This is a genomic window from Microbispora sp. CA-102843 (genome assembly GCF_050936215.1).
Taxonomy (GTDB): domain Bacteria; phylum Actinomycetota; class Actinomycetes; order Streptosporangiales; family Streptosporangiaceae; genus Microbispora.
This window is the reverse complement of record NZ_JBNJNF010000001.1, coordinates 5,260,301-5,284,333: the sequence shown is the minus strand read 5'-3', so window position 1 is coordinate 5,284,333 and position 24,033 is coordinate 5,260,301. Positions and strand designations below refer to the sequence as shown.

The window sequence follows — 24,033 nt, the reverse complement described above, 5'->3', positions numbered from 1 at the left end:
CCCGCGCCCCGCACGGAAAGGCGGCCCGGAGGTGACCTCCGGGCCGCCGTCGTGCCGCGCTAGCCGCCGTTGATCACGAAGCTCGTGCCCTGCTCGCGGACGATGTCGCCCTTGGCCGAATTGGTGATCGTGACGCCGGTCAGCGTCGCGCTGCCGCGGGCGCCGTTCTGGGCCAGGACGCCGGCGCCGTTATCGGACTTGTCGATCTTCACGTTGGTGATCGCCACACCCGGCGTCGCGCCGCCGCCCGACTTGAACTGGATGCCGTCGTAGGTCGAGTCGTGGATCTCGGTGTCCCTGATCGTGACGCCGGGGATGTCCCTGGTCGCCGCGAACAGCGTGATGGCCCCGAACTTCTGGTTCTCCCCCCAGAAGGCGCCGCCGGTGCGGTAGAGGGCGTTATTGGCGATCAGCGTCTGCCCGGAGAAGGGCAGCGGGTCGTGGTCGGTCGCCAGCATGATGCCCGGGTAGTTCATGGTGTCGTAGACGAGGTTGTTCTCGATCGTGTTGCCGTAGCCGCCGTAGATCGCGATGCCGTTCGCGCGCCAGGGCAGCTGGACGGTGTTGTTGACGAAGCTGTTGTCGTGGGCGATGTCGACCGAGGGGTCCTTGACGTACCGGTTGGCCCAGACCGCCAGCGAGTCGTCGCCCGTCGTACGGAACGAGGAGTTGAACACCCGCGAGTTCCGCGTGCCGTTGGTGAAGTTGATGCCGTCGGCGTAGGTGTCGCGGATGCGCATGCCGCTGAACTGCAGCCCGTCCGCCGGGCCCCACAGGGCGGGGATGTTGTCGTAGTCGCGGCCGACCCAGACCCCGACGTTGGCGTGTTCGATCCACACGTTGGTGATCTTCGTGTTCTTGCCGAACCGGCCGTTCAGCCCGACGCCGCCCTCCGCGCCGCCCGGGCCGCCGCGGATGCGGCCGGAGCCGAAGATGGCGATATCGGAGATCTGGACGTTGTCGTCGATGTCGAAGCCGAAGTTGCCCTCGTGCGGGTGGTTGATGCCGCCCGCCAGGTGCGGCTCGGTCAGGGTGTACAGCTGGGAGTGCCACATGCCGGCGCCGCGGATGGTGACGTCCCTGATGCCCACCTGGTTGTACTGGCCGCGGTTCAGCGGGTCGTCGGTGAGGATCTTCTGCTCCTGCCGCCACTGGCCCGGCGGGATCCAGACGCAGTCGATCACGCCGTTCTGGTCGTCGGTCACCGCCCGCTGGATGGCGGCCGTGTCGTCGACCCCGTCGCCCGGCACCGCGCCGTACGCCGTGATCGAGGTGCAGCCGGCCGGCTGGCTCGCCGGCGGTGCGACCTGCTCCAGGTCGATGAAGTCGATGATGTAGAAGGCCGCCGTGTCGCTCGCGTCGCGCTGCAGCCGGAACTTGGTGCCCGCCGGGTAGGTCTCCGGCAGCAGGGCGTGCGCCTCGTCGAACAGCCGCCGCGCGTCGGTCTGCGGGGTGTTCGTCAGCCCCTCGGGGTCGTCGGTGTTGCCGTACAGCCAGCTGTGCCGGGACGAGAGCGCCAGTTTCTGGACGAAGGTGTCGTTGACATACAGGCTGATCGTGGCGTCGATGCCGCCGCCGTTCGGCGCGTCGGGGATGGAGTTGCGCACCACGATCGAGTTGGCCTGGTTCGTCGAGGTGAACTCCACGAACTGGCCGGTGCCGTTCAGCCGCACCGACTTCCTGCCCGACGACTCGGTGGCGAAGTTGGTGTGCCCGAACGTCCGCAACGGGTCGGCCTCCAGCAGGGTGCCCTGGTAGCGGGCGGCCTCGGCCTCGTACTCGACCCACGGCACGGCGGCACCGCGCCCGACCACGATGGCCTGCGAGAACGTGTTGTTGTTCTCGTTGGTCTCGGCGACGACGCCGGTCGCGTCGGCGGTGGCGATGATCGTCGCGCCGCCGTCGGCGGCGGTCCAGCTTCCGCTGACGGCGACGGAGACCGTCGCCCCGGCGGCGATCGAGGGGGTCGAGCCGTTGAGCGTCGTGCCGCCCACCACCACGCGGGTGACCGTGGTCGCCCCCGTCGCGGTGGTCCCGCGGTTCTTCACCGACACCGTGAACGTCACCGGCGTCCCGGCCGCGGGGTTCTGCGGGTTGGGGGTGACGCCGAGAACCTGCAGGTCGGGACCGGGAGCCTGCGCGACGACCAGCGGCGACGAGGCGTTCAGCAGGTTGTTGTTCTCGTTCTGCTCGAAGACCGTGTTGTCGGCGTCCACCCTGGCGCTGACCGTGTACGTCCCCTCGGCGCGCGTGCCGATGGCATGGGTGACGGTCGCGGTGCCGCCCGGCGGCAGGGCCGGGATGGCCGGGGCGCCGGCCAGCGCGCCGCCGACGTAGAGGTTGACGCTGTCGGCGGGCGAAGCGGCGGTGCCCACGTTCTTGACCGTGGCCGACAGCGTGATCGTGTCCGTCTCGGTCGGGGAGGCCGGGGCCCACGACAGGTTCGTGACGGTGAGGTCGGGGTTCGGCGCCGGGACGCCGATCACCTGGAACTCGGCGATCTGGCCGCCCGGCGCGCCGGTGTTGCTCGCGAACCTCAGCTGGACGTCGGCGACGGTCGCGGACAGATCGATCGTCACCGAGTTGCCGGAGGCCGGGTTGAAGGTGTAGTTGGCCGCCGGCTTGAGGGTCTGGTATGTCGTCGCGCTCTGCTCGCGGCCCAGGATCTGGATGTTCTGCGTGCGGGTCGCCCAGATCGGGTCGGGGTTGAGCTTCAGCACGACCGAACTGACGGTGGCGTTGGCGCCGAGCTTGACGGTCAGCGTGTTGGGGAACGCCCCCGGGTTGGCCTCCCAGTAGGTGACCGGGTTGTTGTCGTTGGCGTTGGAGGCGACGAACGTGTACACATGGCCCGACTCGACCATCTCCTTGCCGATGGCCAGGTTCGATCCGGGGTCGTCCGTGCCGTTGCGGGTCACCGCGTTGCTGTCGGCCGACTGGTTGCCCGCCGCGTCCCTGGCCCGGACGACGTACGTCACGGTCGCCGACGCCGGCTGGGTGTCGGTGTAGGTGAGCACGGTGCCCGCGACGTCGGCCCGGAGCCGCCCGTTGGCGTAGACGTCGTAGCCGGTCACGCCCACGTCGTCGCTGGAGGCGTTCCAGGTGAGCTTGATCTGGCCGGGGGCCGGCTGGGTGTAGGCGAGGTTGGTGGGGGCGCTCGGCGCCTGGGTGTCGGCCTCGGTGCCGCTCGCCGCGTAGATCTCGAACTCGGAGATCTGCGCGGCGGGCCAGCCGGTGTTCGCGGTGACGTTGACCCGCCAGAACCGGTACGTCGCGGCGGTGAAGTCGATGGTGACCTTGTTACCGGTCGCCGGGTCGAAGGTGTAGCCGGTTGAGGCCACGACCGTGCCGAAGGCGGAGCCGTCCGCGCTGCCCTGCACCGAGAGCGTCTGGGTGCGGGTCTGCCAGACGCTCGGCGCGGGCACCTTGAGGACGATCCGGTCCACGCTCCTGGCGGTGCCGAGGTCGACCTGCGCCCACTGCGGGAAGCTGTTGTTGGCGCTCTCCCAGTAGGTGTCCTGGTTGCCGTCGTTGAGGGCCGGCGGGGGATACCCGGCCGTGGAGCTGCTGACCTGAGTCGCCTTGCCCGGCGACAGGTTGGGCCCTGCCGCGGCGGCGGCCGGGACGACCCACGCCAGGAGGGTGAGCATGCCCGCGACGACCAGGGTCGCGAGCAGCCGTAACGGACCGTGCGATGTCCTCATTCGCGCTCTTCCATCTCTCGTACGGGGACGGCAGGCCGGTGCGGGAGGACGTGCGGCCTCCACGGCAACCGGATGGGCGGCGAATGCACGGACGCGATGCACTCAGGGTGTTGCGGTAAACAGCAAGAGATTTGATGCTGCTTGCACGGTTATTGCAGTGCTTTGGCCAGATGTTACATAGGCGCTAATGCGCCGTCAACGCCCGGAAAAGGCGGAGGTAAAGGCGCAGTGGCGGCTGCGGCATTCGGCGCCGGCCGGCCTGGCTTCAGCGGGCGCACCGCCGGGACGGCGGGCCGGGGCGTGACCCGGGCCTGCGCCGTTTCAGAGCGTGCGGCGGAGCCACTCCTCGACGCCGGCCACGTGGACCGTGGCCCACGCCCTGGCCACCTCCGGCCTCCGGGCGGCGATCGCGTCGCAGATCATCACGTGCTGCTCCCGGGTGTCGTCGAGTGCCCCCTCCTGGGTGAGGCCGCGCCACACCCGGGCCCGCGTCGTCGGCCCGGAGAGGCTGTCGATCAGCGAGCACAGCACCGGATTGCCCGACCCCGCCGCGATGTGCTGGTGGAACCGCAGGTCGTTGGCGACCAGCTCCTCCACGCTCGGGTCGGCGGGCAGCGCGTCGAGGATGGCGCGGAGCTCCTTGACGTCCGCGTCCGACATCTTGATCGCGGCTATCGCGGTGGCGGCGGGTTCCAGGACGCGCCGCACCTCCAGGAACTGCAGCACGGTGTCGTCGCGGTGGAAGTCCACGACGAACGACATCGCCTCAAGGAGCAGATGGGGCTGGAGGCTGGTGACGTAGGTGCCGTCGCCCTGCCGCACGTCGAGTACGTTGATCAGGGCGAGGGCGCGGACGGCCTCTCGCAGGGAGTTGCGGGACAGGCCGAGCCGTTCGGCCAGATCGGCCTCCTTCGGCAGCCGGTCACCCGGAGCGAGCTCGCCCGACGTGATCATCTGCTTGATCTTGTCGATCGCCGCGTCCGTGACCGCCACGAAGCCACCTCCACTGTTTCCGCCCGAACGAGGCCGCATACATCGGATGTCTAGCAGTGTAAAGGAGTGGGGATCGCACCCGCGCCGGGCCCACCCTCCCGGGGGCAGCGCCACTTCACGGCACCGGGGAGGAGGAACGCCATCACCCGGCACCTCCGATCTCCTCCTCCCCGCCCTACGGCCGATCACGGTGGACGGGTAGACGCTCTCGAAGAGCCGTCCGGCCATCGCCAGGTCACAGGAGATCTCCGAGGGCGAGGGAGCGAAGGCAGGTCCGGCGCCGGGGCGGTGAGGTCCCCGGCGCCGGTACGTGTGGTCAGACGCGGGTCCAGCGCTGATTGGCCTGACCGTTGCAGGTCCAGATGATGACCTTGGTGCCGTTGGCGGTGCCTTGGTTGTAGGCGTCCAGGCACTTGTTCGCGCCGACCGCGGTGATGCTGCCGTCGGCGTTGAATCGCCACTGCTGGTTGCTCTGGCCGTTGCAGTCCCAGATGATCACGTTGGTGCCGTCCGCGGTGCCACGGTTGTAGACGTCCAGGCACTTGTTGCCGTAGACCCGCAGCTCACCCGAGCCGGTCGGCGTCCACTGCTGGTTGGACTGGCCGTTGCAGTCCCAGATCTGCACCTGCGTGCCGTTGGTCTGGGAGGCGCCGGTGACGTCCAGGCACCGGCCCGACCCCGCACCCTTGATCGCGCTCGCTCCGGTGGGAGTGGGCGTGGGAGACGGCGTGACCAGGCCCCCTCCGCTCACGACGTACATGGCGGCCCCGTGCGCGGGCACCGACGCGGTGATCGTCCCGGACGAGGAGCCTGTCGTGTGCGCCCACAGATCGCGTACGGAGTAGGAGGCCGCGGCGCCGAGGCCGAGGGCGGAGGCGGTGGTGGACACCGTCGCCGTGCCGCTGCCCCGGTTGAGCAGCACGACGGCGACCGAGCCGTTGGACATCGGCTTGCGCCACACCTCCAGGTTTCCGTTGTCGCTGATCTTGTGGCCCTGCCTGCCGCCCCAGTCCTGGTCGACGGCGACGACCTCGGTGTTGGTGAGGATCGCGCGGGTCTCGGCGCTCATCGAGCGGATGTCGTTGCCCGCGATGAGCGGCGCGTTCAGCAGCGCCCAGAGGCTGAAGTGCGCCCGGGCCTCCGTGGCCGTCAGCGAGCCGTTGCCCACCTCCAGCATGTCGGGGTCGTTCCAGCCGCCCGGCCCCGAGTACGCCTCCAGCCCGACCTGCTGGTCCAGGATGCCCATGACGGAGTTCCAGTTCGCCTGGATGTCGCCGGTCGTACGCCAGGAGTTGCCGGTCGGCATGCCCCAGGTCCAGACGCTCTCCTGGCCCCAGTTGCACAGGCTGAACAGGATCGGACGCCCGGTGGCGGCGAGCGCGTCGCGCATCGCGACGTACCGCTGCTGCCCGCTCTTGCCCTGGTGGTCGCCGCAGTTGTCGTACTTCAGGTAGTCGATCCCCCATGAGGCCCACAGGGCGGCGTCCCGCTGCTCGTAACCCAGGCTGGCCGGATAGCCCGCGCAGGTCGTGGTGCCCGCCGAGGAGTAGATGCCGAGTTTCAGTCCCTTGGAGTGGACGTAGTCGGCCAGGGCCTTGATCCCGCTGGGAAACTTCTGCGGGTCCGCCACCAGGTCGCCGTTGGCGTTGCGGCTCTTGGTCGACCAGCAGTCGTCGATGTTCACGTACGTGTAGCCCGCCGCCGCCATGCCGCTGGAGACCATGGCGTCCGCGGTCTGCCGCACGAGGTTCTCGTTGACGTTGCAGCCGAAACTGTTCCAGTCGTTCCACCCCATCTGGGGCGTACGGGCGAGCCCGTTGTCCAGCGCGGCGGCCGGCGACGTCATGCCGCCGGCCGCGACCAGGGACCCGGCGGCCAGCACCGCCGCCAGCGTCCATCGAACGATCCTGTGCATCTGACTCCTTACCTCTGGCCGGGCCCGCCGCCATTGGGGGCGGATCAGGATCTGTTATCGATAACATTTCGTGCCGAGTCGGCCCTCCCGTCGGGTGGTCGGTGGTGTGCGGCGGAGCAAATACGACCCCGCCGATCCCGTCAAGAGGTCTCGGCGCTTGTGCTTCGCCGGACGCCGCGCCGCCTGCGCTTACGGGGTTCGGTCGCCGCATCGGGGAACGGCTGCGGTGAAAATTTCAGCCGCGGCCGCCGCTGGGGGCATTCTCGGAACGTTGCCGCGACGGCGTTTCACGTCGTCCCAGGCAGACGTGTGTGGCCGATGAGCGGTCATGCGAAAGTTTCCGGCTCAGTCTTGACACTTTTCGTGACGGTTTCCACACTGAGCCCGGGTGGTCTCCTGTCGGAGCGGTGGTGGGCGGTGGAAACGCCGCCCACCGCACGCTCCCGCGACGGGGCCGCGCCGCCGATTCCGCGGCTGTCCCGCACCTCGTTCGACGTCATCCGATGCCGGACGGCGGGCGCACGCGATTGTTAGCGCTAACAGAAGGTCGTTCAGGAGGTCACGTGTCGCCCTCATCCTTCAGCCGACGCCGGCTGCTCCAGGCCGCCGGGGCCGCCGTCGTGGCTTCCGCCGTCGGGGAGGTCGCCGGTGCTCCGGCGGCCGGAGCCGCGGTCGCGCCGGCCCGGGCCGACATCGGCGTGTCCACGTACGCCTTCGAGCTCGGGCAGGTGCGGCTGACGGGGGGCCGCTGGCTGGACAACCAGAACCGGACGCTGTCGTATCTGCGGTTCGTCGACGTCGACCGGCTGCTGTACAACTTCCGGGCCAATCACCGGCTGTCCACGCAGGGGGCGGCGGCGGGCGGCGGATGGGATGCACCGACGTTCCCGTTCCGCACTCACGTGCAGGGGCACTTCCTCACCGCGTGGGCCCAGGCCTATGCCGTGCTCGGCGACACCACGTGCCGGGACAAGGCGAACCAGATGGTGGCCGAGCTGGCCAAGTGCCAGGCCAACAACGGCGCCGCCGGGTTCAACGCCGGCTACCTGTCCGGCTTCCCCGAGTCCGACTTCACCGCACTCGAAGCCCGCACGCTGAGTAACGGCAACGTGCCGTACTACTGCCTTCACAAGACCCTGGCCGGGCTGCTCGACGCGTGGCGTCACATCGGCAGCACCCAGGCCCGCGACGTGCTCCTGGCACTGGCCGGCTGGGTGGACTGGCGGACCGGCAGGCTGAGCGGCAGCCAGATGCAGGCCATGCTGGGCACCGAGTTCGGCGGCATGAACGCCGTGCTGACCGACCTGTACCAGCAGACCGGCGACGTCCGCTGGCTGACCGCGGCCCAGCGGTTCGACCACGCGGCGGTTTTCAACCCTCTCGCGGCCAACCAGGACCAGCTCAACGGCCTGCACGCCAACACCCAGGTGCCCAAGTGGATCGGCGCGGCCCGCGAGTACAAGGCGACCGGCACCACCCGCTACCGGGACATCGCCGCCAACGCCTGGAACATCACCGTCGGCGCGCACACCTACGCGATCGGCGGCAACAGCCAGGCCGAGCACTTCCGGGCTCCCAACGCCATCGCCGGTTACCTCACCAACGACACCTGCGAGCACTGCAACAGCTACAACATGCTCAAGCTGACCCGCGAGCTGTGGCTGCTCGACCCGAACCGGGCGGCGTACTTCGACTTCTACGAGCAGGCGCTGACCAACCACGTCATCGGCGCGCAGAACCCGGCGGACGGCCACGGGCACGTCACCTACTTCACGCCGCTCAAACCAGGTGGCCGCCGTGGCGTGGGCCCGGCCTGGGGCGGCGGCACCTACAGCACCGACTACGACTCCTTCTGGTGCTGCCAGGGCACGGGCCTGGAGGTCAACACGGCGCTGATGGACTCCGTCTACTTCTACAACGGCACCACCCTGATCGTGAACCTGTTCACGCCGTCGGTCCTGAACTGGACCCAGCGGGGGATCACGGTCACCCAGACGACGTCCTATCCGGCGAGCGACACGGTCACCCTGCAGGTCACCGGCAACGCCGGTGGGTCGTGGTCGATGCGCGTCCGCATCCCCGGCTGGGCCACCGGAGCGACGATCAGTGTCAACGGCGTCCAGCAGGACGTGGACACCACCCCCGGCACGTACGCCGTCATCACCCGCTCGTGGACCTCCGGCGACACCGTCACCCTGAGCCTGCCCATGCGCGTGGTCATGAAGGCCGCCAACGACAACCCGAACGTCGCGGCGATCACGTACGGCCCGGTGGTCCTGTCCGGGAACTACGGCAACACCACTCTGTCGGCGCTGCCCGCCCTGAACACCGGGTCGATCACCCGGACCAGCACCACGACGCTGGCGTTCACGGCCACCGCCAACGGGTCGTCGGTCAACCTCGGACCGTTCTACGACGCCCACGGGTACAACTACACCGTCTACTGGAACACCGGCGGCCAGAGCGGCGCGGGCGGGACCGCGAGCTACCGGCTGGTCAACGCAGCCAGCGGACTCGTCCTGGGCATCCAGAACATGTCCACCGCCGACGGCGGTCTCGCCCTGCAGTGGGCCGACAGCGGCACCGCCGACCACGACTGGGAGATGGTCGTAGACGGCACCGCCGTACGGCTCCGCAACGTCAACAGCGGCAAGGTGCTCGGGGTGGAGAACATGTCCACCGCCGACAACGCCCGCGTCCTGCAGTGGACCGACAACGGCACCGCCGATCACCGCTGGACCGTCGCCGAAGCCGGCGACGGCTCCCACAAGATCCGCAACGTCAACAGCGGCAAGCTGCTCGCCATCCAGAGCGGCTCGACCGCGAGCGGAGCCCAGGTCGTTCAGGACCCCGACAACGGCAGCGCGGACAACCAGTGGCGGTTCGTGCCGAACGGGGCCCGGCGCATCCAGAACCTGGCCAGCGGGCTGGTGCTGGGCGTGCAGAACATGTCCACGGCCGACGGCGGCCTCGTGCTCCAGTGGGGCGACACCGGCACCGCCGACCACCTGTGGACCGCCGTCGTCGACGCCGGCGGCTACCTGCGCCTGCGCAACTCCAACAGCGGCAAGGTGCTCGGCGTGGAGAACGCGAGCACGGCCGCCGGTGCGCGCGTGCTCCAGTGGGCCGACAACGGCACCGCCGACCACCGGTGGCGGCTGCGGTACGGATCCAACGGGTGCTTCCGCATCCAGTGCGCCAACGGGGGCCGGGTCCTCGGCGTCAGCGGCGGCTCCACCGCCCAGGGCGCCCAGGTTGTGCTCGCCGACGACAACGGAGCGAACGACCACCTGTGGCGGTTCCTCTAGCCGGAGGTGAGCGGGTGGTCAGGGCCGCCAGCGGCAGCGGGCGTCGGGCAGGTTCTCCTCGTTGCCGCTGCCGTCGCCCTCCGCGACGAGGGTGAAGCCGTTCCGCTCGTAGAAGCGCCGGGCGCCCGTGTTCCGCTGGAACACGTACAGGTCGAGTCCGTGGGGGCGCACCTTCTTGGCGTGGTCGAGCAGCGCGCTCCGCCGCCGTTCTGCGCGGCGGGCGCGAGGTACAGGTGGTCCAGCCGGTCGCCGTGCAGGGCGGCGAATCCCACAATCTGGCCGCCCAACTCGGCGACCCACACCTGCGACGAGGGAAGCACGACCCCGGCGTCACGGGGCGCCCGGCATGGCTGGCGGCAGGCTGATCGCCCGGGCGGTCGCCTGGCGCCACGGTTATCGGGAGCAGACGCCGATGATGACCACCATCGGTGGTGATCGCGGTGCGCGTGATTTCCTTCGCCTGGCCGCGGCGCGCGCCGATGCCGTTCTCGGTCTGGGCCGCATTGATCGAACAGCTCCCCGACCGCGTCCTCCAGGCCGCGGCCCAACTGTCCGGCCGGGCCCGGCGCTGCCGTGCACGCACCCGTCTCCCGGAGCGTGCGCCCTTTTCCCGGTCCTCCATCGCGCGTTGCGGCTGAAGGGGTACGCGTACACCAACGTGCTGCGCCACCGGGAACTCGCCGGGCCGCCCCCGGAGCTGTGCCCGGGGACGGCCCGATCCGTCGTGGGTTTCGCCGGTCTACTTGTAACCGGCGGCGACGATGTTCGTCTGCACCTCGTTCTCGGTGGCCGCGGTCGGGTAGCCGGAGGTCATCACGCCTTCGTAGAAGGTGCCGGCGGAACCGTGGCTGTTGTCGCCGCCGATGCCGAGGATGATGGCCCCCTCCTTCTTCATCGGGTTGTAGCCCGAGGCGTTGGGCCGCTTGCCGTCGTAGAAGGTCGACAGGCCGCCCGACTGGGCGTTGCCGGCCCGGATGGCCCAGTGGTTGGGCTCACCCTTGACGATGGCGGTGAGGTATCGGTAGTTCACGCTCGGGTCGTTGGCGTTGTAGCCGGGGTTCACGCCGGAGAACAGGCCGTTCTCCAGGTCGGCCATGATCCAGGGGCCGTTGCCGGTGCCGTAGCCCCAGACCTTGATGTTGCCGAAGTAGATGGCCTCCATCGTGCCGTTGCCGTTGTCGCGGCTGTTGGTCTCGGCGTTGCCGTAGTCGAAGCAGCAGCCGCCGTTGTAGTGCGTGCCGTCGAAGACCGCGTAGATCCCCTCCGGCTGGTCGCCCTTGGCCACGCCGTTGGTGGCGTTGTTGCGGTATCCGACCCCGGGATCGACATAGACGCCGTAGGCCTTGTGGCCGTAGACCGTGGTCGGTGCCTTGGTCGCGGTCGCCAGGTTGTCGTAGCCGCCCGCGGCCGGGCCGGAGAACCCGCCGGGAGGCGCCTGGGTGAGGTGGTTGCCCCGGCCGGACTGGTCGTAGATCTTGGTGATGACGCAGCTGGTGCCGGAGCAGAACGAGTCCTGGGTGGCGGCGTTGGCGGCCCCGCCCGCGCTCAGCACGCCGACGTCGCGGGTGGTGTTGTCCGAAGAGCGGCGCACCTGGTAGAGCGCGCCGTTGTAGTTCGCGTACAGGGCACGGGTGGTGCTGTGCGCCGCGACGCACGGCGTGCCGCCCGAGGCGTAGATGTCACACGGCTGCCTGGACGACGGCGGCGAGGGAGACGTGGAAGGCGAAACGGTGGGCGAGACGGTGGGGGACGGGGAGGTGACGCCGCCGGTGCAGGTCACGCCGTTCAGCGCGAAGCTCGACGGCACCGGGTTGGAGCCGTTGAACGTTCCGTTGAATCCGAAGCTCGTGCTGCCGCCGCTGGGGATGCTGCCGTTGTAGTCCACGTTGGTCACCGTGACCTGGGAGCCGGACTGGGTGTAGGTGCCGTTCCACAGCTGCGTGATGGTCTGCCCGGCGGAGAACGACCAGGTCAGCTTCCAGCCGCTGACCGGGTCCCCGAGGTTGTTAACGCTCACATTGGCGCCGAAGCCGCCCGGCCACTGGTTCGTCACCGTATAGGTGACCTGGCATCCGGCCGCGGCCGCCGAGGCGGCGTGCGTGCCGGCCACACCGGCGCCGGCCGTCAACAGCGCGGCGACGGCGGCGGCCGACAGCCTCAACCGGCGGCGAGAAGAGCTGACATGTCGCACAGGTGTTTTCCCAATCTCTGAGGGTGATGGTTGGCCGTGAGCCCCCGACTTCCTGCTCGGCTCCGTTCGGCTACGGGCTCGTGCAGGTCACGCTGGTGGGGGCGATCGAGCCGTCGCCCTCGGCGGTGAATCCGAACGTCGTCGACCCGTTGCCGCCGACGGTTCCGTTGTAGGGGGCGTTCTTGACGGTGATCGCGCCGCTGGTGCCGGTGTTCACGCCGTTCCACAGGCTCGTGACGGTCTGTCCGCCGGCCAGGGTCATCTTCACGGTCCAGCCGTTGAGCGCGGCCGACCCGGTGTTGCCGACGGTCACCTCACTCTGGAAGCCGCTGCCCCAGTTGTTGACCAGCCAGTACGTCGCCGTGCATCCGCCCGGTCGCGCACTCGGTGACACAGTGGGAGACGCGATGGGGGACGCGGTGGGGGACGGCGAGGGCGTGGGAGTCGGCGACGGGGTCGTGCCGCCGCTGACGCGGTAGACGACGGTGCCGTGTGACGGCACGCCGGCCGAGATGGTGCCGGTGCTGCCGCTGACGGCGTTCGTCCACGCGTCGCGCAGGGTGAACGAACCGCCGGACAGCCCGATCGCGGACGCGGTGGTGCTGATCGTGGTGGTGCTGCCGCCCTGGTTGAACAGGGCGACCGCGACATCGCCGTTGCCCAGCTTCCTGGCCAGCACGCGCCGGGTCCCGTCGTTGCTGATCTCGCGTGCCTGCAGGCCGAGCGGGTCCTGGTCGATGGCGATCAGGTTCTGGTTCTTCAGGATGGCCTGCGTCGCCGAGTCCATGCTGCGCAGGTCGTTTCCGGCGATCAGGGGTGAGGCCATCATCGTCCAGAGGGCGAAGTGGCTGCGCATCTCGGTGTCGGTCATGCCGCCCCGGCCGACCTCCATCATGTCCGGGTCGTTGAACGCTCCCGGTTTCGCGTACGACGCGAGCGGGACGGTGACGTTGACGATGTTCTGGATGCCCATCGGGTATCCGTTGGTCTGACCGGTGTCCCACTTGTTGGTGATGTCCTCGGTCGTCCGCCACATGTTGGCGACGTCGCCCCAGTTTCGCTGCGGCCCTGTCTTCGCGTGGATGCTGTTGGGGTTGATGCTGTAGACGATCGGCCGCCCGGTCGCCGCCAGCGCGTCACGCATCTTCGCGAACGTACGCACCTGGTCGTCGATGGTGCCGTTGGGCGAGCACCAGTCGTACTTCAGGTAGTCCACGCCCCAGGCGGCGAACTGCTTGGCGTCCTGGACCTCGTGCCCCTGGCTCCCTGTCGCGCCCGGATAACCGCCGAAGTACTGCGCGCAGGTCTTGTCCACCGGCACCTGGTAGATGCCGAACTTCAGCCCTCTGGCGTGCAGGTAGTCGCCGAGCGCCTTCATCCCACTGGGGAATCGCGAGGGATTGCCCTGCAGGTTCCCCGCGGAGTCGCGGGTGGGGTTGAACCAGCAGTCGTCGACCACGACGTACTTGTAGCCCAGGTCGCGCAGGCCGGAGTTGACGATCGTGTCGGCCATCTGCTTGATCAGCGTCTCGTTGATGTCGCAGCCGAACGTGTTCCAGCTGTTCCAGCCCATGGGCGGCGTGCGGGCCACGCCGTTCTCCAGGGCGCCGGCCGGGTCCTGCAGGGCGATCGGGGCGCCCGCGAGAATGCCGGCGGCGAGTAGAGCTCGCACCTTCCGCAAGGATCCTCCTTGAGTGGTCACGCCCTTGTACTTCTCACAGACGACGACCTTCCTGCTCGGGTCGTTCACGATCGTGATCTGGGAGAAGCGAGCGGTGTCGCCGTAGTTGGTGTTGATGCCGGCCAGGACTTTGCCAGGCGTGGTCGCCGTGACGTTCTGGATGACGACGTTGCGCTTGTACTGGGTCGAGCAGTTGCCGCAGGAGCGGTAGAGCTTGCCGAAGTCCTGCACCTGGAAGTTCTTGATGTACATGGTGCCGGGGCCGTTGTGCTGGAAGACCTTGTCGCTGGCCGCCTTGGCGCCGCCGCCGTCGATGGTCATCGTCTGCGACGACGAGGTGCCCTTGAACGTGGCCGCGTCCTCGCCGACGTCATCCCACCACACGTTCTGCAGGGTGCAGGTGCCTATGCAGTGGACGCCGTCGGCCGCGGGCGCGCCGATGATGACGTTCTTCAGCACCGCGCCGTTGGCGCCAGGCGGCCAGGCGCAGTGAGACCGCCGGGGCCGCGCCCGGGACGGTGCCCGCGGACACGCTGCCGGCCGGGGCCGCGAGAACCATCCCGGCCGCAGAGGCGGCGAACAACGCGGTGCGGAATCCTGCGGACGTGTTCATTCACACTCCAGGGGGAGACGGCGACTATGCCGCCGTACGCGGTGATTCCGGCTGCGGGGAACTCAGGCCGGCCGGCGCTCCATCGGCGTTCAGGAGAGCGAGCGAAAGCCGGACCCGGCGAATTCGCGGCCCGATCCGTCTGCGGATGCGACACTCACGGCGTCGTGACCGGGGACCCCTGCCGCTCACCACCGACCCCGGCAGGAGGCCGCTTCGGGACTCAGTGTGGAAACCACGACGAAACCTGTCAAGGAAATCTTGAAATTGCTTCGTTGCGGCGCAGGGGACCTTATCCCCGCTGGCCTGTGCTGGTGAGCGGCGTGGTCGGTGAAAGTTTCCGCAGCTCCACCCTGGAACGGCTTCTCGGCCCCGCAGCTGGCCGCTAGCGCTCAGAACGTTACGCCGGTACTGCGGTGAAACTTTCACCACCCCCGCCTCGCGACTGGCCGGACCTCCGCCCTGATGCGAGCAGGTGGGACAGGCCCCCGGGCGGACCGAGGGCCGGCGCGGAGAAGACCGGACCTTGACGAGGCTCCCTCGCGTCGTATTTGCTCCGCCGCACCACCACCATCACATGCTCCTACAGACAAGGACCGGTCTCGCAGATGAATTGTTAGCGTTAACAGCACGATCCGCCATCTCTGTCGGCTCACGAGAACTCCGAGCCGTCTGTGCTGTCCGCTGACCGCTATGAAGACGTGAAACGAACCCTCGGGAGTACGGATGAAGGTCCCTCGACTGCGGCTCTGGCTTGCCACCGGGCTCGTCGCCGTGGCCGGCGGGGTCGGTGCGCTGACCGCGCCCGCCGCGCACGCGGCCACAGGCTGCCGCGTGGACTACTCGGTCACGAACCAATGGCCGGGCGGCTTCGGCGCGAACGTGAGCATCACCAACCTCGGTGACCCGATCAACGGGTGGCGGTTGAACTGGTCGTTCTCCGCAGGGCAGACGGTCACGCAGCTGTGGAACGGCTCGATGACGCAGTCTGGCGCGCAGGTCACGGTCGCCGACGCCGGCTACAACGGGACACTGGCCACCGGCGCGAGCACGTCCTTCGGCTTCAACGGCTCCTGGAACGGCACCAACCCGGCGCCGGCGAGCTTCACGCTCAACGGCGCGGCCTGCACAGGTGGCGTCACCGGTTCACCCAGCCCCAGCGCGTCCGCGAGCCCCTCCGCGAGCCCTTCTCCGAGTCCTTCGGCCAGCCCGTCATCCACACCGGTGGCGAGCAAGCCGTGTGACATCTACGCTGCGGGCGGTACGCCCTGTGTGGCCGCGCACAGCACGACGCGGGCGCTCTACCGCTCCTACAGCGGCAACCTGTACCAGGTCAGGCGCTCCTCCGACAACGCGACCCGGGACATCGGCGTCCTGGCCGCGGGCGGCACCGCCAACGCGGCGGCGCAGGACTCCTTCTGCGCCGGCACCACCTGCGTCATCACCGTGATCTACGACCAGTCCGGGCACGGTAACGACGTCGCCTACCAGGGACCCGGTGGCGCCGGCGGCAAGGACACCCCCGCGACCGCCACATCCGAGTCGCTGACCGTCGGCGGCGGCAAGGCGTACTCGCTCTACATCAAGCCCGGCAACAGCTACTGGCGGGACGGTCACCTGACCGGCGTGCCGACCGGCAGCGCGCCTGAAGGCATGTACATGGTGACCAGCGGCACCCACGTCAACAGCGGCTGCTGCTTCGACTACGGCAACAGCGAGACGACCAGGAAGGCCGACGGAGCCGGCGCGATGGACGCCATCTACTTCGGCACGAGCTGCTGGTTCGGCGGCTGCTCCGGCTCCGGCCCGTGGGTGCAGGCCGACCTCGAATGGGGGCTCTATCCCGGCGGCAGCTCGTCCTGGAACCCGAACCAGCGGGCGTTCACCAGCAAGTTCGTCACCGCGATGCTGAAGAACAACGGGACGTCGCGCTTCGCCATCAAGGGCGGCAACGCGCAGTCCGGCGGCGTGACCACGCTGTGGGACGGCGCGCTTCCCCCCGGCTACAGCCCGATGAAGAAGCAGGGCGCGATCATCCTGGGCAGCGGCGGCGACTGCTGCGCCACCAACACCAACCTGAGCCAGGGCACCTTCTACGAGGGAGCCATCGTCTCGGGCTACCCTTCCGACGCGACCGAGAACGCGGTGCAGGCCAACGTCACCTCCGCCGGCTACCGCTGATCCGAGAATCGGACGATGCGTGGGCAGGCGGCAGCGGACCCCGGCCGGTCACGACCGGCCGGGGTCCGCGGCTGTTTGTGGTCAGATAAACCGGTTCGAGGACGACGCGGTAGCCGAGGGTTTCGAGCCGGACACATCCAAGACGTTGACCTGTCGTGGCCGGGGGCGTCTCGACCGAGACCGACGACAGGTCCGCGCCGCGCAGGGCGGCGTGCTCCGCCTGGGTCAGCGCGAAGACGTGCCCGTGGCGGATGACACCGTTCGCCAGGTCGTAGCCCGGCGTCTGCCAGGTGATGGGGGTCCACTCGCCCGACGCGAGGTCCTTGCCCCAGTAGGGGCTGAGCTGCTGCTCCATGTAGCTCCCCGCGGGTGCGCCGGCCCACTTCTGGTCCGCCCACAGGTAGTAGCCCTTCCCGCGCACGTCGCCGGGGTTCGCCTTGACCACCATCGGCGCCTCGGCGTAGGTGGTGTTCATCGTGTCGTGGGTGATGCAGCCCTTGACGAGCTCCCAGTCCTCGGGCGGCGCGAGCACGGACGTCGCCCGTCCCCGCGGGGTGGCCTCCGGGCGTCGCGTTCTGCGGGATCGACACCTTGACGGGTACGACGGCGGTGGCTCCGCCGGCGATGGTCACCTTGTCGGGGACTTCGACCCAGGAGCCGCCGTCGGTCGGTTTGGCGTCCGAGGGCCGCATGTCGAAGTAGCCCTTGGAGGTCAGGTAGCCGTCGTTGGCGTCGATCGCGAAGTCGACCGGCTGGGTGGAGCGGTTGACGACCGCGATGTGCTCGGTCACCTGCTGCCCGCTGGCGAGATCGATGTCGATGACGCTGCGGCCGTCGGGGCCGTTGGCGTCGGCCGGCACGACCGACCAGGTGGTGTCGGCGTTCGACGGGGTGGCGAATGCCACCAGGGCGACCAAGACGGTCGCGCCGACAGTGTGCAGGACGGCGAGGAGGGCGAGGGCGCCCCGCGAACGGCTCTTGGTCGACGAAGGTGTCTCGTGTCTGCTCGTGAGCGTCCGGGACGTGTGCCGAGTTCGCACAGGTCCCGGACGCTCACAGCGGGCGGTGGCGTCCCGCCTGCGGTTCAGGACTGGTTGAACAGTGAAAGGGTCAGGGTGGAGTGGTACTCGCCGGCGGCGACGTCGACCGGGGTGCGCAGGGCGAGGTCGGCGTTGACCTGGGAGGTGCCGATCTCGTCGGCGGAGTTCGCGATCGAGGCGAGCAGCTCCTGGCCCTCCAGACCCACGGTGGGGGCTCCGGTGCCGTCGGAGATGACGCTGGAGACCGGCTCACCGGCCGACACCGCCCCGGTGGAGGAGTCGCTCAGCAGGCGCGGCTTCCATCCCAGGTACTCCGGGCCGATGGTCTTGGCGGAGTCTCCGGTCGCGGTGAACTGGCTGGACTGGCCGACCACCGCCCAGAACTCGCCCGCGGGGATCTCCTCGGGCAGGCGGGTGTCGGTCACCGTGACCGTCGGAAGGGTGCCGGTGAACTGGCGGGCGGCGGCATCCGAGCCGTTCTCCGTGAGGGCCACTCCGTTGTTGTCGGCCACGGTCATCGACAGCTGACCGGGAGTGGTGGTGGGCTCGATGTTCACCGACACGTCGATGCCGTTGCCCGGGTCGTCATCCGCCGCCGCGGGACCGGCCACGCCGACACCGGCGAGCGCGACACCGAGCACCGACACGGCGAGTATCTGGGCAGCTCTCTTGGTTTTCATGCGATTACTCCATCTGTGGGGGGCGGGGCCGGCCGGCCCCGGTTGTGCTGTGGCGGTGTCCTCGTCGTGTGGACCGTGGTCACCGCCGGTGCGGTCAGCGGCAGCTGACCGCGGTGTGAGCAGCTCAGCGGCAGCCGGTCGCGGTGTAGGCCGCGTCGTAGGACGAGGTGACCTGCTTGCCGCCGATCGTCGCGGTCCCCTTCACGGTCACCGTGCCCGCGTCGATCTGCCCGGCCCGGGTGTTGAAGGACTGGTAGGCCTGCTTGCCCGGAGTCACGTCGGCCACGGTCTTGGAACCGAACGGGGTCGTCAGCGTCACCGTCGCGGGCACGTCGGAGTCGTTGACGGCCGTGACCGCCAGGTACGCCGAGGTGCCGATGCAGCGGGAGGAGGCGGTGACGGCCAGCTTGACCTCCGGCGAGGACGACGGGTTCGCGTCGAAGGACCAGGAGTCGATCTCGAAGAGGTCCGCCCCCTGGGGCCCGGCGTAGGTGAAGTACACGTCGTGCACACCCTTGACGCCGTCGAGCTTGGCGGTCAGCTTCGTCCACTCGCCGAGCGGCGCGTCGACGGGGATGGTCGCGACCACGGGCGAAGTTCGGCCGTCGAGACGAATCTCGATCTTCCCGCCGGCCGCCAGCGGGCGCACCTTGGCGGTGACGCCGGTGGCGCCGTCATTGCCGAAGTCGACCTTCGCGAGCGACGTCCAGTCGCCGTTGTCGATGTCGTACACCACGAGGTTGGGCGCCTGCGCGCCGAACTCCTCCGACCCGCCGTCGATCTTCTTCGTCGCGATGCCCTGCTGCCAGGCGATCGTCTCGGCCTCGATCACCCGGTAGGGGTCGAGGTTGCGGATCTGCTCGACGCCCTTGTAGTCGCCCTTCACCTCCTTGATCGTGCCATCCGGGTTGAAGTCGAGCTTGGCGAGGTGCGGGCTGCGGAAGCCCTGGGTGGCGCCGCCCGTGATGCGGCTGTTGAGCGTCTGGGCGTGGTAGGTGAAGTAGTACTGCCCGTCGAGCTTGAACACCGACTGGTGGTTGTTGCCGCCGGCGCCGAAGTAGGTGCCGGGGTTGCGGAAGATGATCCCCTTGTACGTGTCGGGCGTCCAGGGGCCCATCGGGCTGTCGGCCATGAGGTAGGCGATGGCCCCGGTCGGCGGGCCGTTCGGGTCGACCGCGCCGCCGAACCCGAAGTTCGACGAGTACGAGTAGTAGTACTTGCCGTCGCGCTTGAACAGGTGGCCCGCCTCGAACACAAGCGGCGCGTCGATGACCTCCGCCGAGCCCTTCGTGCTGATCATGTCGTCACCGAGCTTGATCACGCGCGTGGACTTCGGGTGGTTCGTGTTCTCGGCACTGCGCGACCCGTCGTCGCCGCCGCCACCGAAGACGAGGTAACCCTGGCCGTCGTCGTCGATGAACACGCCGGGGTCAAAGAGCCAGTTCTTGCCGTCGGACGCGCCCGGAGTGGCACTGGTGATGAGCAGGTTGCCGCGCTCGTCGTGCCACGGGCCGACCGGCGTGTCGCCGACGATGACGCCCGAGCCGCCGCCGCTGTTGGCGAAGTAGAGGAAGAACTTCTCCTTGCCGTCGACGACCTTGCTCTCCATGGCGGGGGCCCACGAGTTGTTCGCGTAGCGGGCGATCCCGCTCGGGCCCGCGACGGGGATCTCACCGTGGTCGACCCAGTTCATGAGGTCGTCGGACGAGATGACCGTGATCGTGTTGATCCCGCCGTAGGTGTTGGTGGGGGAGACCCCGGTGGGACCGGGCTTGTACTCCTGCGTGTCGTTGGTCATGTAGATGTACACGCGGCCGTCGTGGACGAACGCGTTGCCGTCCGCGCCGAACTTGTGCGAGATGAGCGGGTTGCCCTCGCCAGGGTTCTTGCCGAGCGCCTCGATGGTCGTCGACGGCACGAACTCAGAGACGGACACGTCGTCGACCTTGAAGTCCATGAGGTGCGTGTCCGGCGCGGACGCGGGGTTCGACGTCCACGGCGTCTCGAAGAACAACCTCGCGGTGGAGACGCTCTGCCCGGCGGGAATCGTGAAGGTGCCCTGGATGAGCCCCCACTGCCCGCGCGCCACGGTCACCGTGCCGACGTTCGTGTAGGTCGAGCCGCCGTAGTGCATGGTGGCGAAGAACTGCTTGGTCGCCGGGCTGTTGGGGTTCTCGTACTTCACCCGCGCCGTGATCGCGTACGTCTTGCCGGCCTGCACCTTGCCGGACAGGTCCTGCATCGGACCGGATCCGGTCGTCTTGCGGTCGGTGACGAGCACGGCGCTCGCGCCCGCGTACGCGTCCGTGGTGGGCGACAGCGTTGCGCCGTCGGTCGCGTTCCCGTTGTTGGTGAACCAGCCGGCGAGGCCGTCCTCGAACCCGCCGTTCACGATGATGTTCGGGGCGGCGGCCTGGACCGGCCCCGCCGTCACGGTGACCGCCGCGCCCAGCAGGGCGCCGGCCACCGCCATGGCGGCGACCCGTCGCCGGGCCGTCCTTCGAACACGCTTCAACACGAAATATCCTCCTTGACCTCAGACTTTTCCGGGGGGACACGGACGCGCCGGGGCGGGTCGGCTCAACGCGGATAGGGATGGGCAGCCGCCCGCCCTGGCGAACCGCGCAGATGTGCGCGACGTGTTATGGGGCGGGGCCGGTCGGCTGGTCGGCCGGCCGGCCCCGGTTGTGCTACGGCGGGTCCTCGTCGCGTGGACCGTGGTCACCGCCGGTGCGGTCAGCGGCAGCTGACCGCGGTGTGAGCAGCTCAGCGGCAGCCGGCCGCGGTGTAGGCGGCGTCGTAGGACGAGGTGACCTGCTTGCCGCCGATCGTCGCGGTCCCCTTCACGGTCACCGTGCCCGCGTCGATCTGCCCGGCCCGGGTGTTGAAGGACTGGTAGGCCTGCTTGCCCGGAGTCACGTCGGCCACGGTCTTGGAACCGAACGGGGTCGTCAGCGTCACCGTCGCGGGCACGTCGGAGTCGTTGACGGCCGTGACCGCCAGGTACGCCGAGGTGCCGATGCAGCGGGAGGAGGCGGTGACGGTCAGCTTGACCTCCGGCGTGACGGACTTGAGCGTGCCGAGCCGGGCCAGCTGGTAGCTGAGCGCCCGCTCCGGCGCGTCGATCTGGTTCTGGGTGCCGAACTCACCGGCCCGCGCCGCCTTCGCGCCGTCGAGCGCGGCCTGCGTCCCGGCCCAGGCGTCCGCCGGGTAGTCGCGCTTGTCGAGCGTGCCGGCGTACGCGATGGTCGCGTCGAGGGCACTGGTGTCCAGCGGCTTGTTCTGCGCGGTCAGCGTGTCGCTGAGCTTGTAGTAGTCGAAGTCGACGTGCCCGCCCTTCTCCTTCGTCGCGTAGTCGAACAGGCCGACGCGGTGCCCCATGAAGTGCGAGAGGCTGCCGTCCAGCGTCTGCGGGCCGACGCGGCTGCCCAGCTGGGTCCACTTCAGCCCGTCGAGGCTGTAGTAGAACGTCGTCCACAGCTGCCCGACCGGCGAGCTGAAGTCGAGGTCCGCCTTCACGTACACCTGGGTCGCGTCTCCCAGCGACACCGTGGTGCCCGGCACGAAGTTCTCGATCGCCGACTGGTCGATGTCGACCGCGAACGGCTGTCCCCGGTTGACGACGCCCAGCGTGTTCTGGCCGTCGACGCGCTTGACCGCGACGTACGAGAACCCGCGGTTGTAGGCGGCGAGGCCGGCGACGTCACCGTTCTTCATGCCGGAGATGTCCATCTTGGTCTCGACGGACTGCCGGGGCCCGAACGTACGCTGCGAGAGCGTGTTCCGCGCCTCCTCGAACCAGGTCAGCTCGTCCCGGCCGGAGAGCTTGGTGTAGACGTACTTGCCCGTGACCACCTTGCCGGTCGTCAGCCGCAGCCATCCGTCCCGGTCCGTGAGCGACCAGTAGCGGTTGTCGGGGGCGTGGTTCCACTCCCACACGGGGTCGAGCCGCGACCCGTTGGGGGCGATCTCCGCCTCGCTCGGGCTCTCGGTCGTCACCGGCTGGCCGACGATCGAGACGTCGTCGATCAGGTAGTCCACGCTCGACGACGCCGGCTGCGGGTTGCCCCACGGGGTCTCGACGGCGAACTTGAAGCTGTCCACGTTCGCCGACGCAGGGACGGTGTACTGGCCCGTCACCGTCGTCCACTGCCCGGCCGGAACGTTCCCGGACGCCATCGTCTGGACGCCCGCGCCCCAGTCCGCCACGAGGTTGAACCGGATGCTGCTCGGGCCCGAGGCGTACTTGATCTTCGCCGACACGGTATAGGTCACGCCGCGCTGAATCTTCCCGTTCAGGTACTGGTTCGGCCCCGAACCGTTGAGCGTGCGGTTGCTCACCTTCAGCGCCGCGGACCCCGCGGCCGGGTCGGTCGTGTCCCGGCTGAGTGTCGCGCTGTACTGCCCGGCCCACGGCGAGACCGCGTCGGACTCGAACCCGGGGTTCTGTAGGAGTTCGACGCCGATGAGCGAGTCGTCGTACTTGGGCGGGTCAGGGATCGTCCACTGCTCGTCCGTGTACGCCTTGTGCGGGGCGTCGTTGGCGAAGTCGTCGGAGGCGACCAGACCCTTCTGCTGCTCGAACGTCTCCTCCTCGGGGCTGAGCTTGATCGGCTTGGCGAACGTGCCCTCCACCGGCACGACCCCGTTGTTGCCGAACGTCGGCCAGCCGTCCTGCCAGGTGGCGGGGATGAGCGCGGGGGTGCGCCCGATCGGGAAGTTGTCGCGGAAGAACATGCCGTACCAGTCGGTGCCGCCGCCCTCGCGCGAGATCGGCACGAGGCTGCCCTGGGCGAAGCCGTTGGAGTTGAGCACCCCGCGCGCCTCGTAGGTGTTCGAGCCGTCCGCCGACGTGTAGCGCCCGAGCAGGTCCTTCGAGCGGAACATGGCGACCTGGCGTCCCTGCCCGGACGGCCAGGTGATGACGACCACGTAGTAGTAGCCGTTGATGTGGAAGACCTGGGCGCCCTCGAACAGGCCACCGATGAACGGCTGGCCGGCGTAGTTCGCCGCCGTGAAGATGTTCGGGTAGTCCTGCGCGATGGCCGTCATGTCGCTGTTGAGGCGCACGGCGCTCGTCCCGCCGGAGCCGTAGAAGATGTACGGCGTGCCGTCGTCGTCGAAGAAGAGCGACGGGTCGTGCAGGGCGCGGCCGAGCGGCGTGCGCTTCCACGTCCCGTTCTCGACGTCGTCGGTGCTGTAGAGGTAGGCGCCGCCGAGGTTGTTGGTGTTGAAGACGACGTAGAACTTGCCGTCGTGGTAGCGCAAGGACGACGCCCACTGGCCCTGGCCGTAGGAGTTCTGCCCGTTGCGGAGGGAGAACGCGTCGCCGATGTCCGCCCGGTCGAACACGTAGTTGACGGTCTCCCAGTTGACGAGGTCGTAGGACTTCATGATCGGCGCGCCTGGGCTCAGGTGCATCGTCGTGCTGATCATGTAGTAGACGTCCCGGTGCTCCTTGATCTCGGCGGCCGGGACGCGCTCCACACTGATGTCCGGCACGTCGGAGCGAAGAATCGGCACGGAGTAGGTGCCGTCGCCCTTGTCCGTGGACGTGTACGAGGGTTTCGGGGACCACCCGGCGGCGGCGTTTGCCACGCCACCCGTGGACACGAGACCGGTGCACACGAGCACGGCGACCGTCGCGAGCGAGACCCCCCGCGACTGCCGGGGGGTCAGTGGGGTGATCGCCGTGCGTCGGCGATTTCTGGGCACGCGGAACTCCTCTGA

12 protein-coding genes are annotated in these 24,033 nt (G+C 69.0%); 2 read left to right on the top strand and 10 right to left on the bottom strand.

Going from position 1 to position 24,033, the window contains the following annotated elements:
* Positions 1-59: 59 nt before the first annotated feature.
* From ACQEVJ_RS24535 to ACQEVJ_RS24525, 3 genes are all read right to left on the bottom strand, one after another.
* Entirely contained in the window at positions 60-3,704 is a 3,645-nt protein-coding gene (locus ACQEVJ_RS24535) for a CARDB domain-containing protein (protein ID WP_433104772.1), read from the bottom strand.
* A 321-nt stretch (positions 3,705-4,025) separates the two neighbouring features.
* Positions 4,026-4,697, bottom strand: a complete 672-nt coding sequence (locus tag ACQEVJ_RS24530; RefSeq protein ID WP_433104770.1) for a FadR/GntR family transcriptional regulator — start codon at positions 4,695-4,697, stop codon at positions 4,026-4,028.
* Between the two features lie 316 nt (positions 4,698-5,013).
* On the bottom strand, positions 5,014-6,612 hold the full coding sequence (locus ACQEVJ_RS24525; RefSeq protein ID WP_433104768.1) for a lectin: 1,599 nt from the start codon (positions 6,610-6,612) through the stop codon (positions 5,014-5,016).
* Positions 6,613-7,175: 563 nt separating this feature from the next.
* On the opposite strand from ACQEVJ_RS24525, the gene ACQEVJ_RS24520 reads away from it, so the two are divergent.
* Positions 7,176-9,920, top strand: coding sequence for a beta-L-arabinofuranosidase domain-containing protein (locus tag ACQEVJ_RS24520; RefSeq protein WP_433104766.1), 2,745 nt, complete (start codon positions 7,176-7,178; stop codon positions 9,918-9,920).
* Positions 9,921-9,938: 18 nt separating this feature from the next.
* Here ACQEVJ_RS24520 and ACQEVJ_RS24515 read toward each other — a convergent pair whose 3' ends face one another.
* The 3 genes from ACQEVJ_RS24515 to ACQEVJ_RS24505 form a co-directional block, all read right to left on the bottom strand.
* Complete coding sequence (locus ACQEVJ_RS24515; protein ID WP_433104764.1) at positions 9,939-10,091, bottom strand: hypothetical protein; 153 nt, start codon at positions 10,089-10,091, stop codon at positions 9,939-9,941.
* Positions 10,092-10,659: 568 nt separating this feature from the next.
* A complete protein-coding gene (locus ACQEVJ_RS24510; protein WP_433104762.1) occupies positions 10,660-12,081 on the bottom strand; it encodes an arabinofuranosidase catalytic domain-containing protein in 1,422 nt (473 codons plus the stop codon).
* Between the two features lie 100 nt (positions 12,082-12,181).
* A complete protein-coding gene (locus ACQEVJ_RS24505; RefSeq protein ID WP_433104760.1) occupies positions 12,182-14,251 on the bottom strand; it encodes a pectate lyase in 2,070 nt (689 codons plus the stop codon).
* Positions 14,252-15,128: 877 nt separating this feature from the next.
* On the opposite strand from ACQEVJ_RS24505, the gene ACQEVJ_RS24500 reads away from it, so the two are divergent.
* Positions 15,129-16,583, top strand: coding sequence for an arabinofuranosidase catalytic domain-containing protein (locus tag ACQEVJ_RS24500; RefSeq protein WP_433104758.1), 1,455 nt, complete (start codon positions 15,129-15,131; stop codon positions 16,581-16,583).
* Here the strand turns inward: ACQEVJ_RS24500 and ACQEVJ_RS24495 are convergent.
* From ACQEVJ_RS24495 to ACQEVJ_RS24480, 4 genes are all read right to left on the bottom strand, one after another.
* On the bottom strand, positions 16,561-17,115 hold the full coding sequence (locus tag ACQEVJ_RS24495; protein ID WP_433104756.1) for a hypothetical protein: 555 nt from the start codon (positions 17,113-17,115) through the stop codon (positions 16,561-16,563). The two genes, ACQEVJ_RS24500 and ACQEVJ_RS24495, sit on opposite strands and share 23 nt — an antisense overlap.
* A 552-nt stretch (positions 17,116-17,667) precedes the next feature.
* Positions 17,668-18,303, bottom strand: a complete 636-nt coding sequence (locus ACQEVJ_RS24490) for a hypothetical protein (protein ID WP_433104754.1) — start codon at positions 18,301-18,303, stop codon at positions 17,668-17,670.
* Positions 18,304-18,427: 124 nt separating this feature from the next.
* Positions 18,428-20,821 (bottom strand): family 43 glycosylhydrolase, encoded by a 2,394-nt coding sequence (locus tag ACQEVJ_RS24485; protein WP_433104752.1) that lies wholly within the window; start codon positions 20,819-20,821, stop codon positions 18,428-18,430.
* Between the two features lie 248 nt (positions 20,822-21,069).
* Positions 21,070-24,018, bottom strand: a complete 2,949-nt coding sequence (locus tag ACQEVJ_RS24480; protein WP_433104750.1) for a family 43 glycosylhydrolase — start codon at positions 24,016-24,018, stop codon at positions 21,070-21,072.
* Positions 24,019-24,033: the final 15 nt, after the last annotated feature.